Below are 16,817 nucleotides of genomic sequence, written 5' to 3'. Positions count from 1 at the left end.
TCGGTTTGCGATACCCTTTTTCTTTTATTCTAACAAAATTTTAAACAGGCTCTTAGTTAAACAATAAATAAATCTTCATAAAGCTACAAAATAAAATATTTAATTTTAAATTAGCAAGCACTATTTTACAAATGGTAACATTTAACTTATAAGTTGCAGGTTTGGGTTTATATCTGGGAATTTTGATATTTTTTATTTTAAGCATTTTCATAATTCCAAGGAGGAATTAGGTATTAAAAAATATATATTACCTCTATTGCTCCAATGTTATAGAACCTTATTCACTTTTCCATTTCCCCAAATACGGATTGTAATTACAGTCACTCTCATAGCGCCAATGATTTTCGCCAATTTTAACTGGAATACGGTTATCAACACACATATATCTATACTCACAATCTTTACAGGTTTCGCATGAATCCTTATTGCTTTTCCATACCTCACAAAAATCATCACTTTTTATTTTTTCATAAAAATCTTCAAAATTTATTATTTTTTGAAATACGCCAAAACTTTTTATGCTTTCAGGAGAATTTTTAATATTTCCAAATTTGTCAATATAAATTTTCTTATTAAAATACGTATTGTATTTTAATGATTCTGAATATAAAAACACATTCACTCTGAAATTTTCCGGGCATAGATTATTAGTGTATTTTAATTTTCTTTGAATAAAAAAAAGTTTATTCCTATAACTTTCGTTAATTGGACTATTCTCTACTATCGCGAAAATAATTTTCCCGTTATTAATTATTAATTCACCAAATTCATCAGAATAAAGCATTTCATTATATGGAAGAGTTATTTGAATAGTTTGTATATGGCTTTCATTCAAAACTTCAAATAATTTTTCCAGATCTTTCATACAAATATTATCACATGAAATATTTATATGAATATGATTTGCGATCATAAAAGACAAGCATTCAATAAGTCTCTTAAATAATTCTATACTCATTAATTTATTTGTTTCACTTATTTCAATTATTGCATTAGAAATAAGTGATGGTGTATCCCATTCATAATTTTGAATATATTCTATCCTCGATTCATTACATATGTCCGTATTATTTATTAACATATCGTTTTGGTTAAGGAGCAAAAACGAATCGTGTCTTATATTTTCAATTACATTGTATGATAATGAAGTTTTATTAATATTATTCAAAGTGAAAGTTTCATTTAACAACCTAATATATTTTTGTCTGTCTAAATCATAAAAAGCTGTATGCTTATAACCTTTTACGGGGATAATTCCAGGAAATAATCTGTTCATTTTATAAAAATAATATGTTTATAAAATCGCTTTATTCTGTAATCATTATCATTATATTTTTTACAAAATATATCAATACTGTCAATTCCTTTTTTGCTAATGATTTTAACAAATTTATATACAACCGGTAAATTGCTATTCATTTTTTTGTTTTATTAACCAAGAACTCTGCTATCTTTTTTTCAATACAGTAATTACCATAATCAGATACCCAACCATATTGTCCTGTAGGATTTATTTCTAAAAAATAGTACTCATTGTCATCTGATAATATTAAATCTATTGACCCTATATTTAATTTAAAAAAACGCATTAGCTTATGCAATTTATTTTCAATTTGTACAGGCAAATTGTATCTAAAATATCTCAGTTCATTTGTATGTTTTCTATAATCATCACAAATATTCATGTTAGAATTCAGAACCATCCCTAATGAATAAAAGCACCCGTCCAGATAGAAAGTTCTAATTTCCATTTTTTTATTTATGAACTCCTGGAACAATGAAGGAAAAAAAATATCAGGAACCTCTTTAACATCTATGATTTCAGGTTTTAAATTAAAACAATCCGTTAAAGTTTGTGGTAAAATATTCTCTTGTATAGATTTAGTTATAATCGAATGGTGCGAATGAAAAAAATCTTTTAGATTTTTATTTTTATTACATACTAATGTTTCAGGCACCTTTAATCCAATTTTTAAGGCATATACTATCTGATCTAATTTATTTATTGGATTTAATAATAAATTACCTAAACATTTTTTCGAAACTTCTTTATAAAAAAAATTTATTAATGTTTTATACTCAAATCGAAGATGAGTTTCCATGGCATCTGAAGCAATATCAGTATTATTGTTTTCAGGTAAATAAAAAGGAATCGTACCTCCGCGATAAAAGAAATAATCAACATTTGCAATATCCAGAAGTTTACCATTTTTTAATATTAAGGTGATCTTATTTTCTTTTCCTAATGAAACTGAAATATTATGAAAATCTTCATCTTCCAGATTAATTCGCATAAAATTTTGATTCATGCGCTGCAACCACTCCAAAACAGGTGTAGTGCCCGCATCACCATTATATGATAGAACGACTATCATTTAATCTCTTTTAAAACAAATTTTACTGTTGATTTATCTTCAAAAAAATAATTTAATTTAACCATTCCTGAATCTGCTTTAAATACTGCATCTAATGTATTTCGTCCGCCTTTTTTTGAGGTTGCTACAGCTTTAATAGAACAATAATATGGAATAGTGTCGTGAATATATTTTATAGAATCTATTTTGTAATTCCATTTAATTATACTACCACTTAAACCTATTTCCTTATAATTTCCAAAAGGAATGACAAGAGTTTCATTCCATTCTTTAGAATTAAATTTAATTTCAGGAAATGGCGCTTTTTCTAATTTAATTAATGTTTTCGTTCTTGGTGGATGCAACCATATTTCTATATTATTTTCAATTACACCAGTTATTTCTTGTCTGCAATAACCACCAAGAGAATCAGAATATTCAAAAGCAATAATTTCATCCGGCGTTAATTCTTCTTTTCGGTAAAAATATTTATACTTTATTTTGGTTTGCCCAGAATTACATGAACCCGGGATCACCTTTAGTTCTATAATAAAATTATATTTTCTATTAATATTATTTTGATATACTTGGTAAACAAAAGTTCTGTTTGTTATATATATTTTGTTATCCTCATTATATGGCGATGGAATTGTGTCTATTCCTTCAGAATCAATTATCTGATTTTTTTCAGCTATTGTATTTTTAGGGAAACGTATACAAGATGATAATAAAATACAAATCCAGATTATTTTAAAAAAATTCTTCATTCAATTTTATCTATATTAAAAAAAATCGTTATTTATCATGATATTTATCTTCGCTTTTTCGCTTTTATTAGTTACATTATTTTTCTTTGTACACTTTACATTTTGTACACCTACTTGTTCCACAAAATTTAATTATATATTTCTTCAACATTATTTAACTAATAAATCAAATAAGACCTTCTTATTTTTTAAGAAGGTCTTATAGCATTTCAGAATTAAGCTTTCTTTTCTACTTTAATAGACAAATCAGTATTGTCTTTAATGCCATCCAAAACTCCAGATATAGTAATAACAACATCTCCACCAAGAATTTTGTCTAAATTCTGAATTTGATCTTTTTCGAAATTTTTCATCTTTTAATAATTTAAATTTAATAAAATGATTTATTTTTTTCCACTTTCGCAGTCAATCCTTTTTGTATGACTTATTGGCAATTATGTAAACCTTATATTTACATTAAAATAATGTACACACATATAGGTAAACCTGGCGTAATAATCATGTATTAATAATAGATTATTGAAGGAAATATTTATTATCTTAGCAGAGCATTTGGTTTTATTACTAAATGTATGATTTCGCAAGAAGCCGGATGCAGGTCTGCTAACCTGCTCCGGTTTTTTTAATATATTTTATTATTATAAAAACAATATAAGTTACACTTATTCTATTAATCAAAAAAAATATTGTTTGTATAAATAATTAAATAATAAGTTGCTAAGTAAAAAAGATAATTTTTACAAAACAATCATTAATTTGTAGATGGTAGGTTTTTGTATGTGGATGGAAGAATTGGGTTTACACCTGGTAATTCGTCCATTTAAATTTTAAATAAATTTAGACTTGCAACTTACTCTTTTTTCTCTTCAGGCAGTTTTTCAAGAACAATAAGTTTTACAAGAGTATAGGTTTTTGTTTTATCATAAGGAAGAGTAACTTTTTCACTATATTTTTTATAACCTTCTTTAGCTACAGAAATCTCATAATCTTTATTTCCTTTTAAGGTTACAAAATAATCGCCATTATCATCCGATTCTATTTTGGTCTCTTTTCCTGTAGCAACATCTTTGATAACAATTTCTGCTTCTGTCTGCTGTGCTGAATTTGATTCAATAACAGTACCCTTTAAAATCGAGAGCTCTGTTTCCACAATATTCTCTTCAACTTTCCCATCAATTCCTATAGGATAAAAATATTTTGTCATATCAATTTCATATATATCTGCTCCGCCAAGTCCGTTTTCTTTACGACTCGATATATATGCTTTTTTCCCATCTGTGGTTAAAACAAAACTCAATTCATCTTTTGTTGAATTAATAGGATAGCCTAAATTAACAGGTACCGACCATGTAGAATCAGGATTCATCCTGCTCATAAAAACATCGTAACCACCCATGCTGTTATGACCTTTGGATGTAAAGAATAATGTTTTCCCATCGGGATGAATATATACGCCCAGTTCATCTTCAATTGTATTAATTACAGGACCAAGGTTTTCGGGTTTTGCCCATAAATTTTTTCCAAGTTTTTTACTTTTCCAGATATCAGCATTTCCATTTCCGCCATTGCGTTCACTAATAAAATACAATGTGTTGCCATCGGGAGAAAGACATGCAGAGCTTTCAAAAAATGATGTATTTATAGGTTTATCAATATTTTTAGGATTGCTCCATTTTCCGTCTGGACGTTTTACTGAATAATAAATATCTCCGCTACCTGTAACTTTAGCAATATTTCGGTAAACAAAAATAATTGAGCCGTCAGGTGAAATACTTAAGCACGCATCATGACCTGCTGTGTTCAGCTCTCCTTCTGCATCTTCAGATGAACTCCATTTATTCTTTTCATCATTCCATGTAGCAATATAAATATCATCATAATACTGACCTGTATTTGGGTCAATGGCTCCACCTTTCGTATCGGGTCTTCTCGATGTAAATATCAATGTTTTTCCATCAGCCGTTATTGATGGCATTGCATCATCGTATTCTGAATTTATTTCAGCACCAAGATTTTTTATTGTAACATTAACCGGATGAGCCATTAAATTTTTTGCAGTCTGAGTTTGTTCCAGTAAATCAACAACAGGGTCATATTTAAGTTTTTCTTGTTTCAAACTCGATTTGTAAGTAGTGTATTCAGTAATTGCGCTGTCGAGTTTCCCCTGGTATTGATAAGCTTGTCCTAAATAATAATGAACGTCATTATCGATATCTGCTTTCAATGAAATTGATTTATTCAAAAACGAAATTGCTTTATCCATTTCCTGGAGCTGAACATAACATTTCCCCATCATGTAATTTGTTTTTGCATCGGCAGGATTCTTTTCATAAATTTCTCTTAGGATGCGCAAAGCCCCATTATAATCAGCATCTCTATACCTGAAATAAGCTTTCATCTTTTTGAAATTTTTCTTTTTCCCGTAAGGTGATTGCGATTCAGAATATTTTGTGATGGTTGTTGCTTCAGCAGAAGTAAAAGCAGTATTTATAAAAGCAAAAAATATTAAAATGAATATGCTCTTTTTCATCTATATAAAAATTAAAATGTATATAAAATCTGTATTTTATCTGAAATGATATTTTTTGTTACCCGCCTTGCCAGTCGGGCAGGCTCGCCCCACCCCCGATATTCATCGGGGCGCAACAATAGCTTGCTCGTGAATATCCATGCTAAAGTAAATTCCGAATGAAATTCCTTTTTGAATTTATTCATCACGGTTGACGCAAATTTAAGTTTGCATGGATATTTCATAGGATGTACTTTGTTATTATTGTGCTAAAATAAAAAATATCCGTTAATTTTCTTAAAATATTTATCAAATTCACATTTTCCATTATCTATTTTTCATATAATCGATAAAAATTTCAAGTGCTTTATGTTTTTGTATATCGAAATCAAAATCAATATTTTTCTCAAGATAAGAATAAATATCAATCCCCGGAAATTCTGAAGGATTAAAAAGTTTTTCGATGGATTCTTTTTTATGCGCCAAGCCCCACTTCAGTGTATTTACAAATGGCGCTATAAACTCCGATGACAAATCATCACGCATAACCCAGCATGCAAAAGTAAAAGGCAAGCCGGTAAACTTAAGCCATTCATCTGATAAATCGTAAACATACTTAAATTTTTTTTCCAGTTGGAACGTTTTATTACCAATAGCAACAAGGCTTTCCATATCCTGCATACTTCCCTGCATCATTTTATTGGAATCAATCCATACCGGATTTATATTCCAGAAATGCTTTGCCAGGATTCTTACCAGGTTTACCGATGTCAGAGAGTGTTCATCAAGATAAATACTTTTTATTTCCTGCAAAGGAATTTGCGAAAGCAGTAAAACAGTTTTGACATTTCCCTTGCTCCCTATACAATAGTCGGAAATGTATTTATAATTTTTCAGTTGCAATAATGCTCCTACCGGGATAAGTGCAATATCCGCTTTCCCATTTTTAAAATTTTCAGCACATTTTGACGGAACTTCAAGCGAAAGTTTAAAATTTTTTAATATCCCCGAATAATCTATTCCATATACAAAAGGTAAAGTATTCAGGTATGATACAGCCGTAATCTGTAATTTCTTTTCTTTCATTTTTGATTTTTTAATATCCGGTTCACTCCTATTGTAGCTGCAACCACTGAATACGAAGGTGCAACAAGCAATCCCACCAAAGGGATTAACAACAATATATAAAACATAAATCCATTGGCTATTGCGAAACCTTTGTTTTTCCTGATGAATTTAACACTCTCACTAATCTTAAGCCGATAACATTCGTGCGAATAATAAATTATTGAGAAGCCATAAAAATACATACTTACAAAAAATAAAAATATTGGAATCACAAATCCCACAATGGGGATAAAGCTTAGAAAAAAACAAATCACAATAAAAAGTAATTCCATAAAAATATTTCGCAGTACTATTGCAAGTCCACGAAAAATATCATTCATCAACAAACTGAATGTATATGGCACTTCGCGACCTGTAATAATTTTACTAGTTTTATCGGAAAGTATTGCCAAAACAGGCGACATTATTACCAACACCAGGTATTTATAAATTGAAAAATAACAATAGAAAAAAAACACTTGTATCAGCAAACGCATGATAAAATAAAATGCCGAAAACAAATATGATAACACCCCCTGCTCATTCCCTGTAATACCGACAAAATTGAAAAACCAATCGGTTATTTGCTTTGAAAAAAATAGGCCTGCAAAAAAAATCAGAACAATTAAACAAAGGTTGATAATGCCCGGCAATAGCACATAAGCCCATAGTTTATTCTTCACAATGAATTTATGTGCATCGATGTATGTTTCAAATCCTAACGAAAAATTTTTGAATAAAGCCATTACTCTTCATTAAAGAACTCATTATAATCTGCGGGATAACAATACGATTTAACAGCTTCGTCATGCGGAAATGCATAATACCATGCTGTTCCTGTCGTACAAAGGGTTCCTTCGCCATCGTATAATTCAACAACCACTTCGGCAATCCTTCTTTTCACTTCAACAAGTTTTGCTTTTAAGGTAAGCTTGCCTTTATGCGCATTTACAGGCTTTTTCATTCGCACATCAAGACGTGCAGTAACGGCACCGGTTTTATATTTTATCAGTACAACCCAGCAGGCAATTTCATCAATCAATGTCGACTGAATACCGCCATGCACAACATTTACATACCCTTCGAAACCATGAGATGGTTCCCATTCCGAAACAATTTCATCGCCATCTTCGAAGAATTGCATTCTCAAACCATCTTTATTATCGGGCGAACAACCAAAGCAATTATAACCGGGTATTTTCCTATAAGGATTACTTATCTTTCGCATATGACTAAAGCGTTTTTACAAATGTATTTATTTTTATTCAATATTATTTTGAATATTTATTATTTAGTGTGCTTTCTCCTTAGATGAGAAAGCACCAAAGAATCAAGGCAAATCATTCGCCGCCGAACTTCTGCCCGCCCTGTTGAAATGCAAGAATTGCTATGCAAAGACATTCCAAAATTGTGGAACTTTGCAAGAATTCTAAACATTTCAACATTCACACCAACCTTGACCTCGCTGATTTGCCTATCCATCGCTCATATTATTCTAATATTTTTACAATATTCTTTTAATATTTAAGCTAAAAACAACCTATAACTTTTTATCTCCAATAGCCACGACCTTTAGGTCGTGGTAACTAATTTAATTATTAAGGGCTTTAGCCCAAACGAACAAATCAAAAACACAATAAAATAAATCTCCGCTTTATAAAAAATAAAAAAATGTTATCGTATATTTGCCTAAAACATATTTACAATGAAGCTCGAAGAATTAACCGCCATTTCGCCTGTTGACGGGCGTTACCGAAAACATACCGAAAGTCTTGCCAATTATTTTTCAGAATTCGCATTAATCAGATACCGCGTATTTGTTGAAGTGGAATATTTTATTTCGTTATGCGAAATTCCTTTACCACAACTTAAGAGTTTCAAAAAAGAGGATTTTAAAAAGCTCCGGAAAATCACCGAAAGCTTCAGTATTGCCGATGCAAACAAGATAAAAGATTTTGAAAAAATCACCAACCACGATGTTAAAGCTGTTGAATATTTTCTGAAAGAAGCTTTCAAAAAATTAAAACTTGAAAAATATTCCGAGTTCATACATTTCGGACTAACATCGCAAGACATTAATAATACTGCCGTTCCGCTGTCGCTGAAAGAATGCTTTGAACGTTTCATAACTCCTTTGTTCGACACTATTGTTCACAAACTTGACGCACTTGCAAACGAATGGAAAAATATCCCGATGCTTGCGCATACGCACGGACAGCCTGCATCGCCCACCCGACTAGGGAAAGAAATAAAAGTTTTTTCTGAGCGCTTAAAAATTCAGTTGAAACAATTATCCGCAATTCCTTTCTCTGCCAAATTTGGCGGAGCAACCGGAAATTTTAATGCACATCATGCAGCATACCCTGAAATCAACTGGGTGAATTTTGCCAACATGTTTGTGAATGAAAAATTATTATTGAGCCGCTCGCAAACTACTACGCAAATTGAGCATTACGACAACTTCGCTGCATTCTGCGACAACCTGAAAAGAATAAATACAATTCTCATCGACCTTGACCGCGACATGTGGACTTACATCTCGATGAAATATTTCAACCAGAGAATAAAAAAAGGAGAAGTAGGTTCATCAGCAATGCCACATAAAGTTAATCCTATCGACTTTGAAAACTCGGAAGGAAACCTTGGTGTTGCCAACGCGCTGCTTGAGCACTTATCGGCAAAGCTGCCTGTGTCGCGCTTACAGCGCGACCTAACGGATTCCACTGTTTTACGAAACATTGGTGTTCCCATTGCTCATTCGGTCATTGCATACAACTCTCTGTTGAAAGGGCTCGACAAACTTTTAGTAAACGAAGAAGCTATTAAAAATGCGCTTGAAGAAAACTGGGCTGTTGTTGCCGAAGGCATACAAACCATTTTACGTCGCGAAGGATACCCCAAGCCCTATGAGGCTTTGAAAGATTTAACACGTAACAACGAAAAAATCACTAAAGAAAATATTCATAAATTTATTGATACGCTAAAAGTTTCCGATAAAATAAAAAAAGAGTTGAAAAAGCTTACACCTTTTAATTATACGGGGGTTTAAAAAAATTAAGTAAGCAAATAAATGACAAAATAAAAAAGCGATTTATGAATAAATGGATATCATTAAGTATCGATTATGCAAATCAAAAATCTTATTTAGATGATCTATTTCACGTATATCCAACAATACCAGAAGGAATTAGAGAAATAAACGAAAAAGCATGGGGTTGTGTTGAAAAGGCTTTTAAACAAAAAAATAATGATTTGCTTATTCATGAGCTTTTAAAACTTGAGTTATTTCCAATTAAGGATAGTTATATCGCATATTTAAAAAGAGATAATTCTTCAATAGATAGAAACCCACGTACAATAAATCGTATTTGTGGAAGAATATACGAGTTAGGACTTAATAAACTATACGAACGTTGCAGCGAGCCTAAAGAAACTAATCGCCAGATTGGTCCAATGTTCCGGGAATGGTTAAGAAAAAAATCGCTTGGCATTACTCCTGTTAATTTGAACACATTTCTTTCTGATAAGAAAGATGCGATTTTAGATGGTAGTGATAAATCGATGATGGATTTTGCAGAAAAAGAATTAGGGTACCATCACAACAAAGGGCTTGATTTCGTTGCACGTTTTAATGGCAAATATGTAATAGGTGAAGCAAAATTTTTAACCGATTTTGGCGGGCATCAAAATGCTCAATTTAACGATGCAATAAGTACTGTCGAAACAAAAAAGTCAATGCAATAAAAATTGCTATTTTAGATGGAGTATTGTATATAAAAGGAAATAACAAAATGTATAAATCTATAACGGAAACATACAAAAATTATAATATCATGAGTGCGTTAGTTCTTCGCGAATTTTTATATCAACTTTAACAATATGCAAAAAAATTTATTAATACAGGCTGAAAATATTGAAGGGATAAATTATCTTTTAAATGAAAAAAAATTAAAAGGTAAAATTGATTTAATATATATCGACCCTCCATTTGCCACTGGTGGAAATTTCACAATAACCGATGGAAGAGCTACGACTATAAGTAATTCAAAAAATGGAGATGTTGCATATACAGATATTCTCAAAGGAAAAGATTTTATAAATTTTTTAAAAGAACGATTATTTTTATTAAAAGAATTACTATCTGAGCAAGGCTCTATTTATTTGCACATCGATTATAAAATCGGACACTACGTTAAAGTAATGATGGACGAAGTTTTCGGAATTGAAAATTTCAGAAATGATATAACCAGAATTAAATGTAATCCTAAAAATTTTGACAGAATTGGTTATGGAAATATTAAAGATTTAATATTGTTTTACACAAAATCTGCAAATCCAATTTGGAATGAGCCCCGGGAAAAATATACAGAAAAAGATTTTGAAAAATTATTTCCTAAAACAGATAAGCAAGGCAGAAGATATACCACCGTTCCAATTCATGCACCCGGCGAAACTGAAAATGGAAAATCAAATCTTCCGTTTAAAGGAATTCTTCCTCCGAAAGGAAGACACTGGAGAGTCAATGTGGAAACATTAGAACAATGGGATAAAGAAGGATTAATTGAATGGTCATCTACAGGAAACCCGCGTAAAATTATATACGCTGATGAACGTGAAGGAAAAAGAATTCAGGATATATGGGAGTATAAAGACCCGCAATATCCAACATATCCAACAGAAAAAAATTCAGAGCTATTAGATTTAATAATTAAAACTTCTTCAAATGTGAATAGTATTGTACTGGATTGCTTTTGCGGTTCGGGAACTACATTAAAATCAGCTCAAACTAATAATAGAAAATGGATTGGCATTGACCAATCAGAACACGCAATCAAAGCCACAATAAAAAAACTTGAAACCGTTGAAGAAGACCTTTTTATTCCCAAACCCGATTATGATTTAATCGAATTAACTGAATCTATCAATATTTCTCAGCAAAGACTTAATACAAAAAGACAAAGCTTATTGAATCCAGATAAAATAGAAAAAATTAAACAAAATAAAAAAGCAATAAATTCCTGAATTTGTTAGTATGAATATTTCCAATAAAAAATATTTTCCCGAATACCAAAAACTGATAGGCCACAGGATTAGTGAGCTGATCAGAGATTTTGGTTTTGAAAAAATAAACGGGAACCTTGGTTATAATATTCAGGCATCGGCTGTTTACTCATCAAACATTGAAGGAAACTCGGTCGACCTTAATTCATTCATGAATTATAAACTCTCCAGTCAAATCAAACATCCTCAAAAAGAAATCCGGGAAATTGAAAATTTAATTGCAGCTTATGAATTCGCCCAGAACAATACACTTAACGAAATTAATTTATTGAACTGTCATAAAATATTTTCTAAAACTTTAGTCAGCGCCGCAAACAGGGGGAAATACCGAAATGAAAAGGTTGGCGTATTCGAACAGGATGGATTGGTTTATTTGTCAATAGAACCGGAATTTGTAAAAGAAAAAATGAAATTGTTTTTTGAAGATATCCATGAATTATTTAATGCAAAAATTTCAACAGAAGAAGTTTTTTATTTTGCATCATTCATCCATCTTGTATTTGCGCACATTCATCCTTTCTGTGACGGAAATGGCCGTGCAGCTAGACTTATAGAGAAATGGTTTATTGCTCAAAAACTCGGAGAATTATTTTGGAATATCCCTTCCGAAAAATATTACAAGGAAAATCAATCTGAGTACTATAAAAATATTAATCTTGGCGTAAATTACTATGAACTGGATTATGATAAATGTATTCCTTTTCTTGCAATGTTACCAAGATGTTTGGAAAAATAAATTCTTCTTATGCCTTGTCAACTTATCAACTTATTTATAAAAATTAAATGAAGGTTACCGGTTTCACATTTGTCCGCAATGCAATAAAATTCGATTATCTTTGATATGCTTATTTGAAGCTAAAATATTAGAATAAAAATTATGCAGAACGACCAATTAATATTTTACACCACTCCTCAAGGAAATATTAAAATAGAAGTTTTTTACGAAGGCGAAACTTTTTGGCTTACACAGAAAGCAATGGCTGGTTTATTTGGTGTCGCAGTACCTGCAATAAGTAAACATTAAAAAAATATTTTTGAAACAGGTGAGCTTAAACAGGAAGCAGTTATTTCCAAAATGGAAACAACTTAAATTAAAACGCAACTATTTCCATTTTGGAAATAGTTCAAAAATCTTTGCACATTGATAAAGTTCTTTACAACAAATAATACACAATCAATTAACATAACCCACCAATGAAAGTTATCGGTTTCACATTTGTCCGCAACGCAATAAAATTCGATTATCCTATAATTGAAGCCATTACTTCTATTCTTCCATTATGCGATGAATTTGTTGTGGCTGTAGGGAAATCGGAAGATGCAACACTCGAACTGGTAAAATCTATTAACTCGACAAAAATAAAAATTATCGAAACAGTTTGGGACGATTCGCTACGCGAAGGTGGCCGTGTGCTTGCAGTTGAGACTGACAAAGCTTTTGCAGCAATATCACCTGATACCGACTGGGCATTTTATATACAAGGTGATGAAGTGGTTCATGAGAAATACTATCCGGCAATTTTCGATGCGATGAAAAAATGGAAAGACGATAAAAATGTGGAAGGACTGCTCTTTAATTACCTGCATTTTTATGGCTCTTATGATTACATCGGGGATTCACGAAGGTGGTACAAACGAGAGATACGCATTGTGAAATACGATAAAGGAATTACATCATTCCGCGATGCACAAGGCTTTCGCAAAAACAACAAACTTATAAAAGTAAAACCTGTTGATGCATTTATTTATCATTATGGTTGGGTTAAACCACCCGAATTGCAGCAAGCCAAGCAACAACACTTCAACAAAATGTGGCACAATGATGAATGGATGGAGAAGAATATTCCCAAAATAAATGAATTCGATTATTCACAAATCGATTCGCTGGCAAGGTTTTCAGGAACTCATCCGCAGGTAATGCAGCAACGCATCAACAATAAAAACTGGAATTTTTCGTTCGATCCTACAAAGAAAAAATTTTCTATGAAAGCACGTTTCCTATATTGGCTCGAAAAGAAAACAGGCTGGAGATTAGGCGAATATAAAAACTTTAAAATAATTTAAAATCGAAAAATAATATTTAATATTTTTGTAAAAATATTTGACTATGGATTTAAGTAAAATTATGTCGGTTTCGGGAAAGAGTGGTTTGTTCATGTCAATCGGGCAAACAAAGAACGGACTTATTGTTGAATCGCTCATTGATAAAAAACGTTTCCCCGTTTATGTTTCCGACAAAGTAAGTGCATTGGAAGATATCAGCGTTTTCACTACAGATAAGGATATTCCTTTAAAAGATGTTTTCAAAAAAATATTTGAAAAAGAAAATGGAAAACCTTGTATCGACCCAAAATCGGATGATGCAAAAATTAGAGCATACCTTGCCGAAGTTCTTCCCGATTATGATAAAGAACGTGTATATGTTTCGGATATGCGAAAAATGCTATCGTGGTACAACCTTCTGCAATCGTTGAATATGCTGAAGTTTGACGAAGAAGTAAAAGTGGAAGAAAAAGAAAAAACAGAATAATCACTGCCCCTTTAGGGGCATTTTTTTTATATTTGAAAATGAAAAAATTTGTACAAGACCTTGAAGTTATAGAAAACCGTGAGCTGAATGCCTTTCATTTTTTGCTCACATTAAAAGCACCTGTCAAGCTTCCCGAAATTTTACCTGGGCAATTTGCTGAAGTGCTTGTAGAAAATTCACCAACAACATTTCTACGCAGGCCTTTAAGTACCCATGATGTCGACTTCGAAAAAAACACAATTTCATTCTACATCAAATGTGTTGGACCGGCTACAATGAAACTTCGCGAATATAAAAAAGGTGATTTCTTAAATGTTATGTATCCACTTGGAAATACATTCTCACTTCAACCAGAATCTCCTGTATTGCTTGTAGGTGGCGGTTGCGGAGTAGCACCATTACTTTACCTTGCAAAATATTTAAACAAAAAAAATATTGAAGTCTCAACATTGATCGGAGCAAGAACTCACAGCGATTTATCGGAAATAAAAGAATACGAAAAGTGCGGGAAAATATTTTTAATTACTGAAGATGGTTCAAAAGGTGAAAAAGGTTTGGTAACCGGACATTCTGTTTTCAAAAATGTAAACCAATTCAAAAAAATTTATTGCTGCGGCCCCGAGCCTATGATGAAAGCTGTTGCAGCTTTAGCTAAAAAAAATAAAATCGATTGCGAGGTATCGCTCGAAAACACCATGGCATGCGGCATTGGAGCATGCCTGTGTTGTGTTACTGAAACAGTTGAAGGAAATAAATGTGTTTGCACTGAAGGACCAGTGTTCAATATAAATCAATTAAAATGGTAGATTTAAAAGTAAATATAAACGGACTTGAATTTAAAAACCCTGTCCTCACAGCATCGGGAACATTTGGTTATGGCCCCGAGTTCGAAGATTTTTTTGACATTAGTCATTTAGGCGGAATAATTGTCAAAGGCACAACACTCGAACCCCGCGAGGGAAATGCTTATCCGCGCATGGCCGAAACACCTTCTGGAATGCTTAATGCAGTTGGCTTACAAAACAAAGGAATAAATTATTTTATTGAAAAGATTTATCCTGAAATAAAAAAATACGATACCAATATTATTGTAAATGTTTCCGGTTCGAAGCTGGAAGATTATTTAGCAGTCGTAGAAAAACTAAACGACCTTGAAAAAATTCCGGCAATTGAATTAAATATTTCATGCCCTAATGTAAAACAAGGCGGAATGGCTTTCGGCACCAGTTGCGCATCAGCTGCTGAAGTTACAAAAGCAGTAAGAAAAGCATACAAAAAAACTTTAATAGTCAAACTTTCTCCAAACGTTACCGATATTGCAAGCATTGCAAAAGCTGTTGAAGCCGAAGGAGCCGACTCTGTTTCATTAATCAATACTTTATTGGGAATGGCTATCAATGCTGAAACCCGCAAACCCGTATTATCAACAATCACAGGTGGCTTGTCAGGCCCTGCCGTTAAACCAGTTGCATTGCGCATGGTATGGCAGGTTGCAAAAGCAGTAAAAATTCCGGTAATCGGGTTAGGTGGAATTATGCGAGCTTCCGATGCTATAGAATTTATTTTGGCCGGTGCAACTGCTGTTCAAATTGGAACTGCAAATTTCATCGACCCGCAAATATCAATTAAAATTGTACAGGGAATTCAGGATTATTTAGTTCGTCATAAAATAAAATCAGTAAAAGAAATAATTGGAGCTTTGGAAGTATAAAAATATTCTTACTAAAGAGAGGGCGGGCTCGAAGAGCCCGCCCTCTCTTTTTGCAAATATTTATATAATTACTTCTTCAATGCAAAGCTTATAAATAAAGGATTATATGTATCTGTAAAATCTGCTTCTATCCATCCATATTTATTTCCATCCTTTCGAAGACCAATATATTTTATATCTTGTACGTAATGCCATCCGCCAAATGACGGGCAACCTGTTGTACCTGGGTTTTCTCCCCAAATAACCAAATCAGAATTTTCCCCGCTTTTCCAATTCGAAATTGTATTAATTAATTTATTATAACTTAACGTATCAACAAAATCTTTGGAACCATATTGTCCCAATCCAATAGGATATGATTCTGTATACATTGCTATTTCAAAACCATTCTTCGTTTTCAAATCACAATAAGGAAAAGGATTTGGCATACCTCCATTTAATAAATGTATACTATCATAATTCAATAAAGATAACTTAAAGATTAAATCATACACACCATCTGAATTTAAATCAATAGAATCCTGCCCATATCCATATAAATTCAGGGAATCCCAAGTAATATTTATTTTAAATGCAGGAGAAAAAGCTGTATGTATATAATTCGAATCATATATACCCGCTCTTGTATAATCAGTACTATCTGTTGTTGTTGAGTTATTCGAAGAAATTTCATCTTTCTTACAAGAAATTGATAATACAAACAGGAATGTTATTAAAAGAAAATTGTAACTATTCAGCAATATTATAAAAATATTTTTAAAAAGTAAAAAATCGAACA

Annotated in this window: 20 protein-coding genes; 10 read left to right on the top strand and 10 right to left on the bottom strand. The window is 31.8% G+C overall.

The window, feature by feature from the left end; all coding sequences use genetic code 11:
* Positions 1-277 precede the first annotated feature (277 nt).
* The 9 genes from PKK00_14295 to PKK00_14255 all read right to left on the bottom strand — a co-directional run bounded on the left by PKK00_14295 (position 278) and on the right by PKK00_14255 (position 7,965).
* Positions 278-1,276: a hypothetical protein gene (locus tag PKK00_14295; GenBank protein HNW99573.1), complete on the bottom strand. Its 999-nt coding sequence runs from the start codon at positions 1,274-1,276 to the stop codon at positions 278-280.
* Between the two features lie 139 nt (positions 1,277-1,415).
* Entirely contained in the window at positions 1,416-2,375 is a 960-nt protein-coding gene (locus tag PKK00_14290; protein ID HNW99572.1) for a hypothetical protein, read from the bottom strand.
* A complete protein-coding gene (locus PKK00_14285; protein ID HNW99571.1) occupies positions 2,372-3,121 on the bottom strand; it encodes a hypothetical protein in 750 nt (249 codons plus the stop codon). The genes PKK00_14290 and PKK00_14285 overlap by 4 nt, the downstream gene beginning before the upstream one ends.
* A 215-nt stretch (positions 3,122-3,336) precedes the next feature.
* Positions 3,337-3,474: a hypothetical protein gene (locus PKK00_14280; protein HNW99570.1), complete on the bottom strand. Its 138-nt coding sequence runs from the start codon at positions 3,472-3,474 to the stop codon at positions 3,337-3,339.
* Between the two features lie 497 nt (positions 3,475-3,971).
* Positions 3,972-5,651 carry a tetratricopeptide repeat protein gene (locus PKK00_14275; protein HNW99569.1) on the bottom strand — a complete coding sequence of 560 codons (1,680 nt, stop codon included), beginning with the start codon at positions 5,649-5,651 and terminating at the stop codon, positions 3,972-3,974.
* 11 nt (positions 5,652-5,662) lie between these two features.
* Positions 5,663-5,875, bottom strand: coding sequence for a hypothetical protein (locus PKK00_14270; protein HNW99568.1), 213 nt, complete (start codon positions 5,873-5,875; stop codon positions 5,663-5,665).
* A gap of 82 nt (positions 5,876-5,957) precedes the next feature.
* Entirely contained in the window at positions 5,958-6,716 is a 759-nt protein-coding gene (locus PKK00_14265; protein HNW99567.1) for a menaquinone biosynthesis protein, read from the bottom strand.
* Positions 6,713-7,483: an EI24 domain-containing protein gene (locus tag PKK00_14260; GenBank protein HNW99566.1), complete on the bottom strand. Its 771-nt coding sequence runs from the start codon at positions 7,481-7,483 to the stop codon at positions 6,713-6,715. The genes PKK00_14265 and PKK00_14260 overlap by 4 nt, the downstream gene beginning before the upstream one ends.
* Complete coding sequence (locus PKK00_14255) at positions 7,483-7,965, bottom strand: PaaI family thioesterase (GenBank protein ID HNW99565.1); 483 nt, start codon at positions 7,963-7,965, stop codon at positions 7,483-7,485. Before PKK00_14255 ends, PKK00_14260 begins: the two co-directional genes overlap by 1 nt.
* Before the next feature lie 477 nt (positions 7,966-8,442).
* Between PKK00_14255 and purB the strand changes: the two genes are divergently transcribed.
* The 10 genes from purB to PKK00_14205 all read left to right on the top strand — a co-directional run bounded on the left by purB (position 8,443) and on the right by PKK00_14205 (position 16,039).
* Positions 8,443-9,786, top strand: coding sequence for an adenylosuccinate lyase (gene purB / locus PKK00_14250; GenBank protein ID HNW99564.1), 1,344 nt, complete (start codon positions 8,443-8,445; stop codon positions 9,784-9,786).
* 44 nt (positions 9,787-9,830) lie between these two features.
* A complete protein-coding gene (locus PKK00_14245) occupies positions 9,831-10,481 on the top strand; it encodes a restriction endonuclease (protein ID HNW99563.1) in 651 nt (216 codons plus the stop codon).
* Positions 10,482-10,504: 23 nt separating this feature from the next.
* Positions 10,505-10,612, top strand: a complete 108-nt coding sequence (locus tag PKK00_14240) for a hypothetical protein (GenBank protein HNW99562.1) — start codon at positions 10,505-10,507, stop codon at positions 10,610-10,612.
* 4 nt (positions 10,613-10,616) lie between these two features.
* Positions 10,617-11,759, top strand: a complete 1,143-nt coding sequence (locus PKK00_14235) for a site-specific DNA-methyltransferase (GenBank protein ID HNW99561.1) — start codon at positions 10,617-10,619, stop codon at positions 11,757-11,759.
* Positions 11,760-11,769: 10 nt separating this feature from the next.
* Entirely contained in the window at positions 11,770-12,534 is a 765-nt protein-coding gene (locus tag PKK00_14230) for a Fic family protein (GenBank protein HNW99560.1), read from the top strand.
* 141 nt (positions 12,535-12,675) lie between these two features.
* On the top strand, positions 12,676-12,822 hold the full coding sequence (locus PKK00_14225) for a hypothetical protein (GenBank protein ID HNW99559.1): 147 nt from the start codon (positions 12,676-12,678) through the stop codon (positions 12,820-12,822).
* A gap of 170 nt (positions 12,823-12,992) precedes the next feature.
* A complete protein-coding gene (locus tag PKK00_14220; protein HNW99558.1) occupies positions 12,993-13,862 on the top strand; it encodes a hypothetical protein in 870 nt (289 codons plus the stop codon).
* A gap of 43 nt (positions 13,863-13,905) precedes the next feature.
* Positions 13,906-14,328 (top strand): DUF5606 domain-containing protein, encoded by a 423-nt coding sequence (locus PKK00_14215; GenBank protein ID HNW99557.1) that lies wholly within the window; start codon positions 13,906-13,908, stop codon positions 14,326-14,328.
* A 38-nt stretch (positions 14,329-14,366) separates the two neighbouring features.
* Entirely contained in the window at positions 14,367-15,134 is a 768-nt protein-coding gene (locus PKK00_14210; GenBank protein HNW99556.1) for a dihydroorotate dehydrogenase electron transfer subunit, read from the top strand.
* Positions 15,128-16,039 (top strand): dihydroorotate dehydrogenase, encoded by a 912-nt coding sequence (locus tag PKK00_14205; GenBank protein HNW99555.1) that lies wholly within the window; start codon positions 15,128-15,130, stop codon positions 16,037-16,039. The genes PKK00_14210 and PKK00_14205 overlap by 7 nt, the downstream gene beginning before the upstream one ends.
* A gap of 68 nt (positions 16,040-16,107) precedes the next feature.
* On the opposite strand, the gene PKK00_14200 is transcribed toward PKK00_14205, so the two are convergent.
* Positions 16,108-16,817: hypothetical protein (locus PKK00_14200; GenBank protein ID HNW99554.1), on the bottom strand; the 710-nt coding region annotated here is incomplete at its 5' end.

It is taken from the genome of Bacteroidales bacterium (assembly GCA_035353855.1).
Classification (GTDB): Bacteria; Bacteroidota; Bacteroidia; order Bacteroidales; family CG2-30-32-10; genus DAOQAK01.
This window is presented reverse-complemented; position numbering and strand designations above follow the sequence as displayed.

Bases quoted from the DNA above. Each gene is read 5' to 3' on its own strand.
- PKK00_14295 (HNW99573.1), bottom strand. From the start codon at position 1,276: ATGAACAGATTATTTCCTGGAATTATCCCCGTAAAAGGTTATAAGCAT.
- PKK00_14290 (HNW99572.1), bottom strand. From the start codon at position 2,375: ATGATAGTCGTTCTATCATATAATGGTGATGCGGGCACTACACCTGTT.
- PKK00_14285 (HNW99571.1), bottom strand. From the start codon at position 3,121: ATGAAGAATTTTTTTAAAATAATCTGGATTTGTATTTTATTATCATCT.
- PKK00_14280 (HNW99570.1), bottom strand. From the start codon at position 3,474: ATGAAAAATTTCGAAAAAGATCAAATTCAGAATTTAGACAAAATTCTT.
- PKK00_14275 (HNW99569.1), bottom strand. From the start codon at position 5,651: ATGAAAAAGAGCATATTCATTTTAATATTTTTTGCTTTTATAAATACT.
- PKK00_14270 (HNW99568.1), bottom strand. From the start codon at position 5,875: ATGAAATATCCATGCAAACTTAAATTTGCGTCAACCGTGATGAATAAA.
- PKK00_14265 (HNW99567.1), bottom strand. From the start codon at position 6,716: ATGAAAGAAAAGAAATTACAGATTACGGCTGTATCATACCTGAATACT.
- PKK00_14260 (HNW99566.1), bottom strand. From the start codon at position 7,483: ATGGCTTTATTCAAAAATTTTTCGTTAGGATTTGAAACATACATCGAT.
- PKK00_14255 (HNW99565.1), bottom strand. From the start codon at position 7,965: ATGCGAAAGATAAGTAATCCTTATAGGAAAATACCCGGTTATAATTGC.
- purB (HNW99564.1), top strand. From the start codon at position 8,443: ATGAAGCTCGAAGAATTAACCGCCATTTCGCCTGTTGACGGGCGTTAC.
- PKK00_14245 (HNW99563.1), top strand. From the start codon at position 9,831: ATGAATAAATGGATATCATTAAGTATCGATTATGCAAATCAAAAATCT.
- PKK00_14235 (HNW99561.1), top strand. From the start codon at position 10,617: ATGCAAAAAAATTTATTAATACAGGCTGAAAATATTGAAGGGATAAAT.
- PKK00_14230 (HNW99560.1), top strand. From the start codon at position 11,770: ATGAATATTTCCAATAAAAAATATTTTCCCGAATACCAAAAACTGATA.
- PKK00_14225 (HNW99559.1), top strand. From the start codon at position 12,676: ATGCAGAACGACCAATTAATATTTTACACCACTCCTCAAGGAAATATT.
- PKK00_14220 (HNW99558.1), top strand. From the start codon at position 12,993: ATGAAAGTTATCGGTTTCACATTTGTCCGCAACGCAATAAAATTCGAT.
- PKK00_14215 (HNW99557.1), top strand. From the start codon at position 13,906: ATGGATTTAAGTAAAATTATGTCGGTTTCGGGAAAGAGTGGTTTGTTC.
- PKK00_14210 (HNW99556.1), top strand. From the start codon at position 14,367: ATGAAAAAATTTGTACAAGACCTTGAAGTTATAGAAAACCGTGAGCTG.
- PKK00_14205 (HNW99555.1), top strand. From the start codon at position 15,128: ATGGTAGATTTAAAAGTAAATATAAACGGACTTGAATTTAAAAACCCT.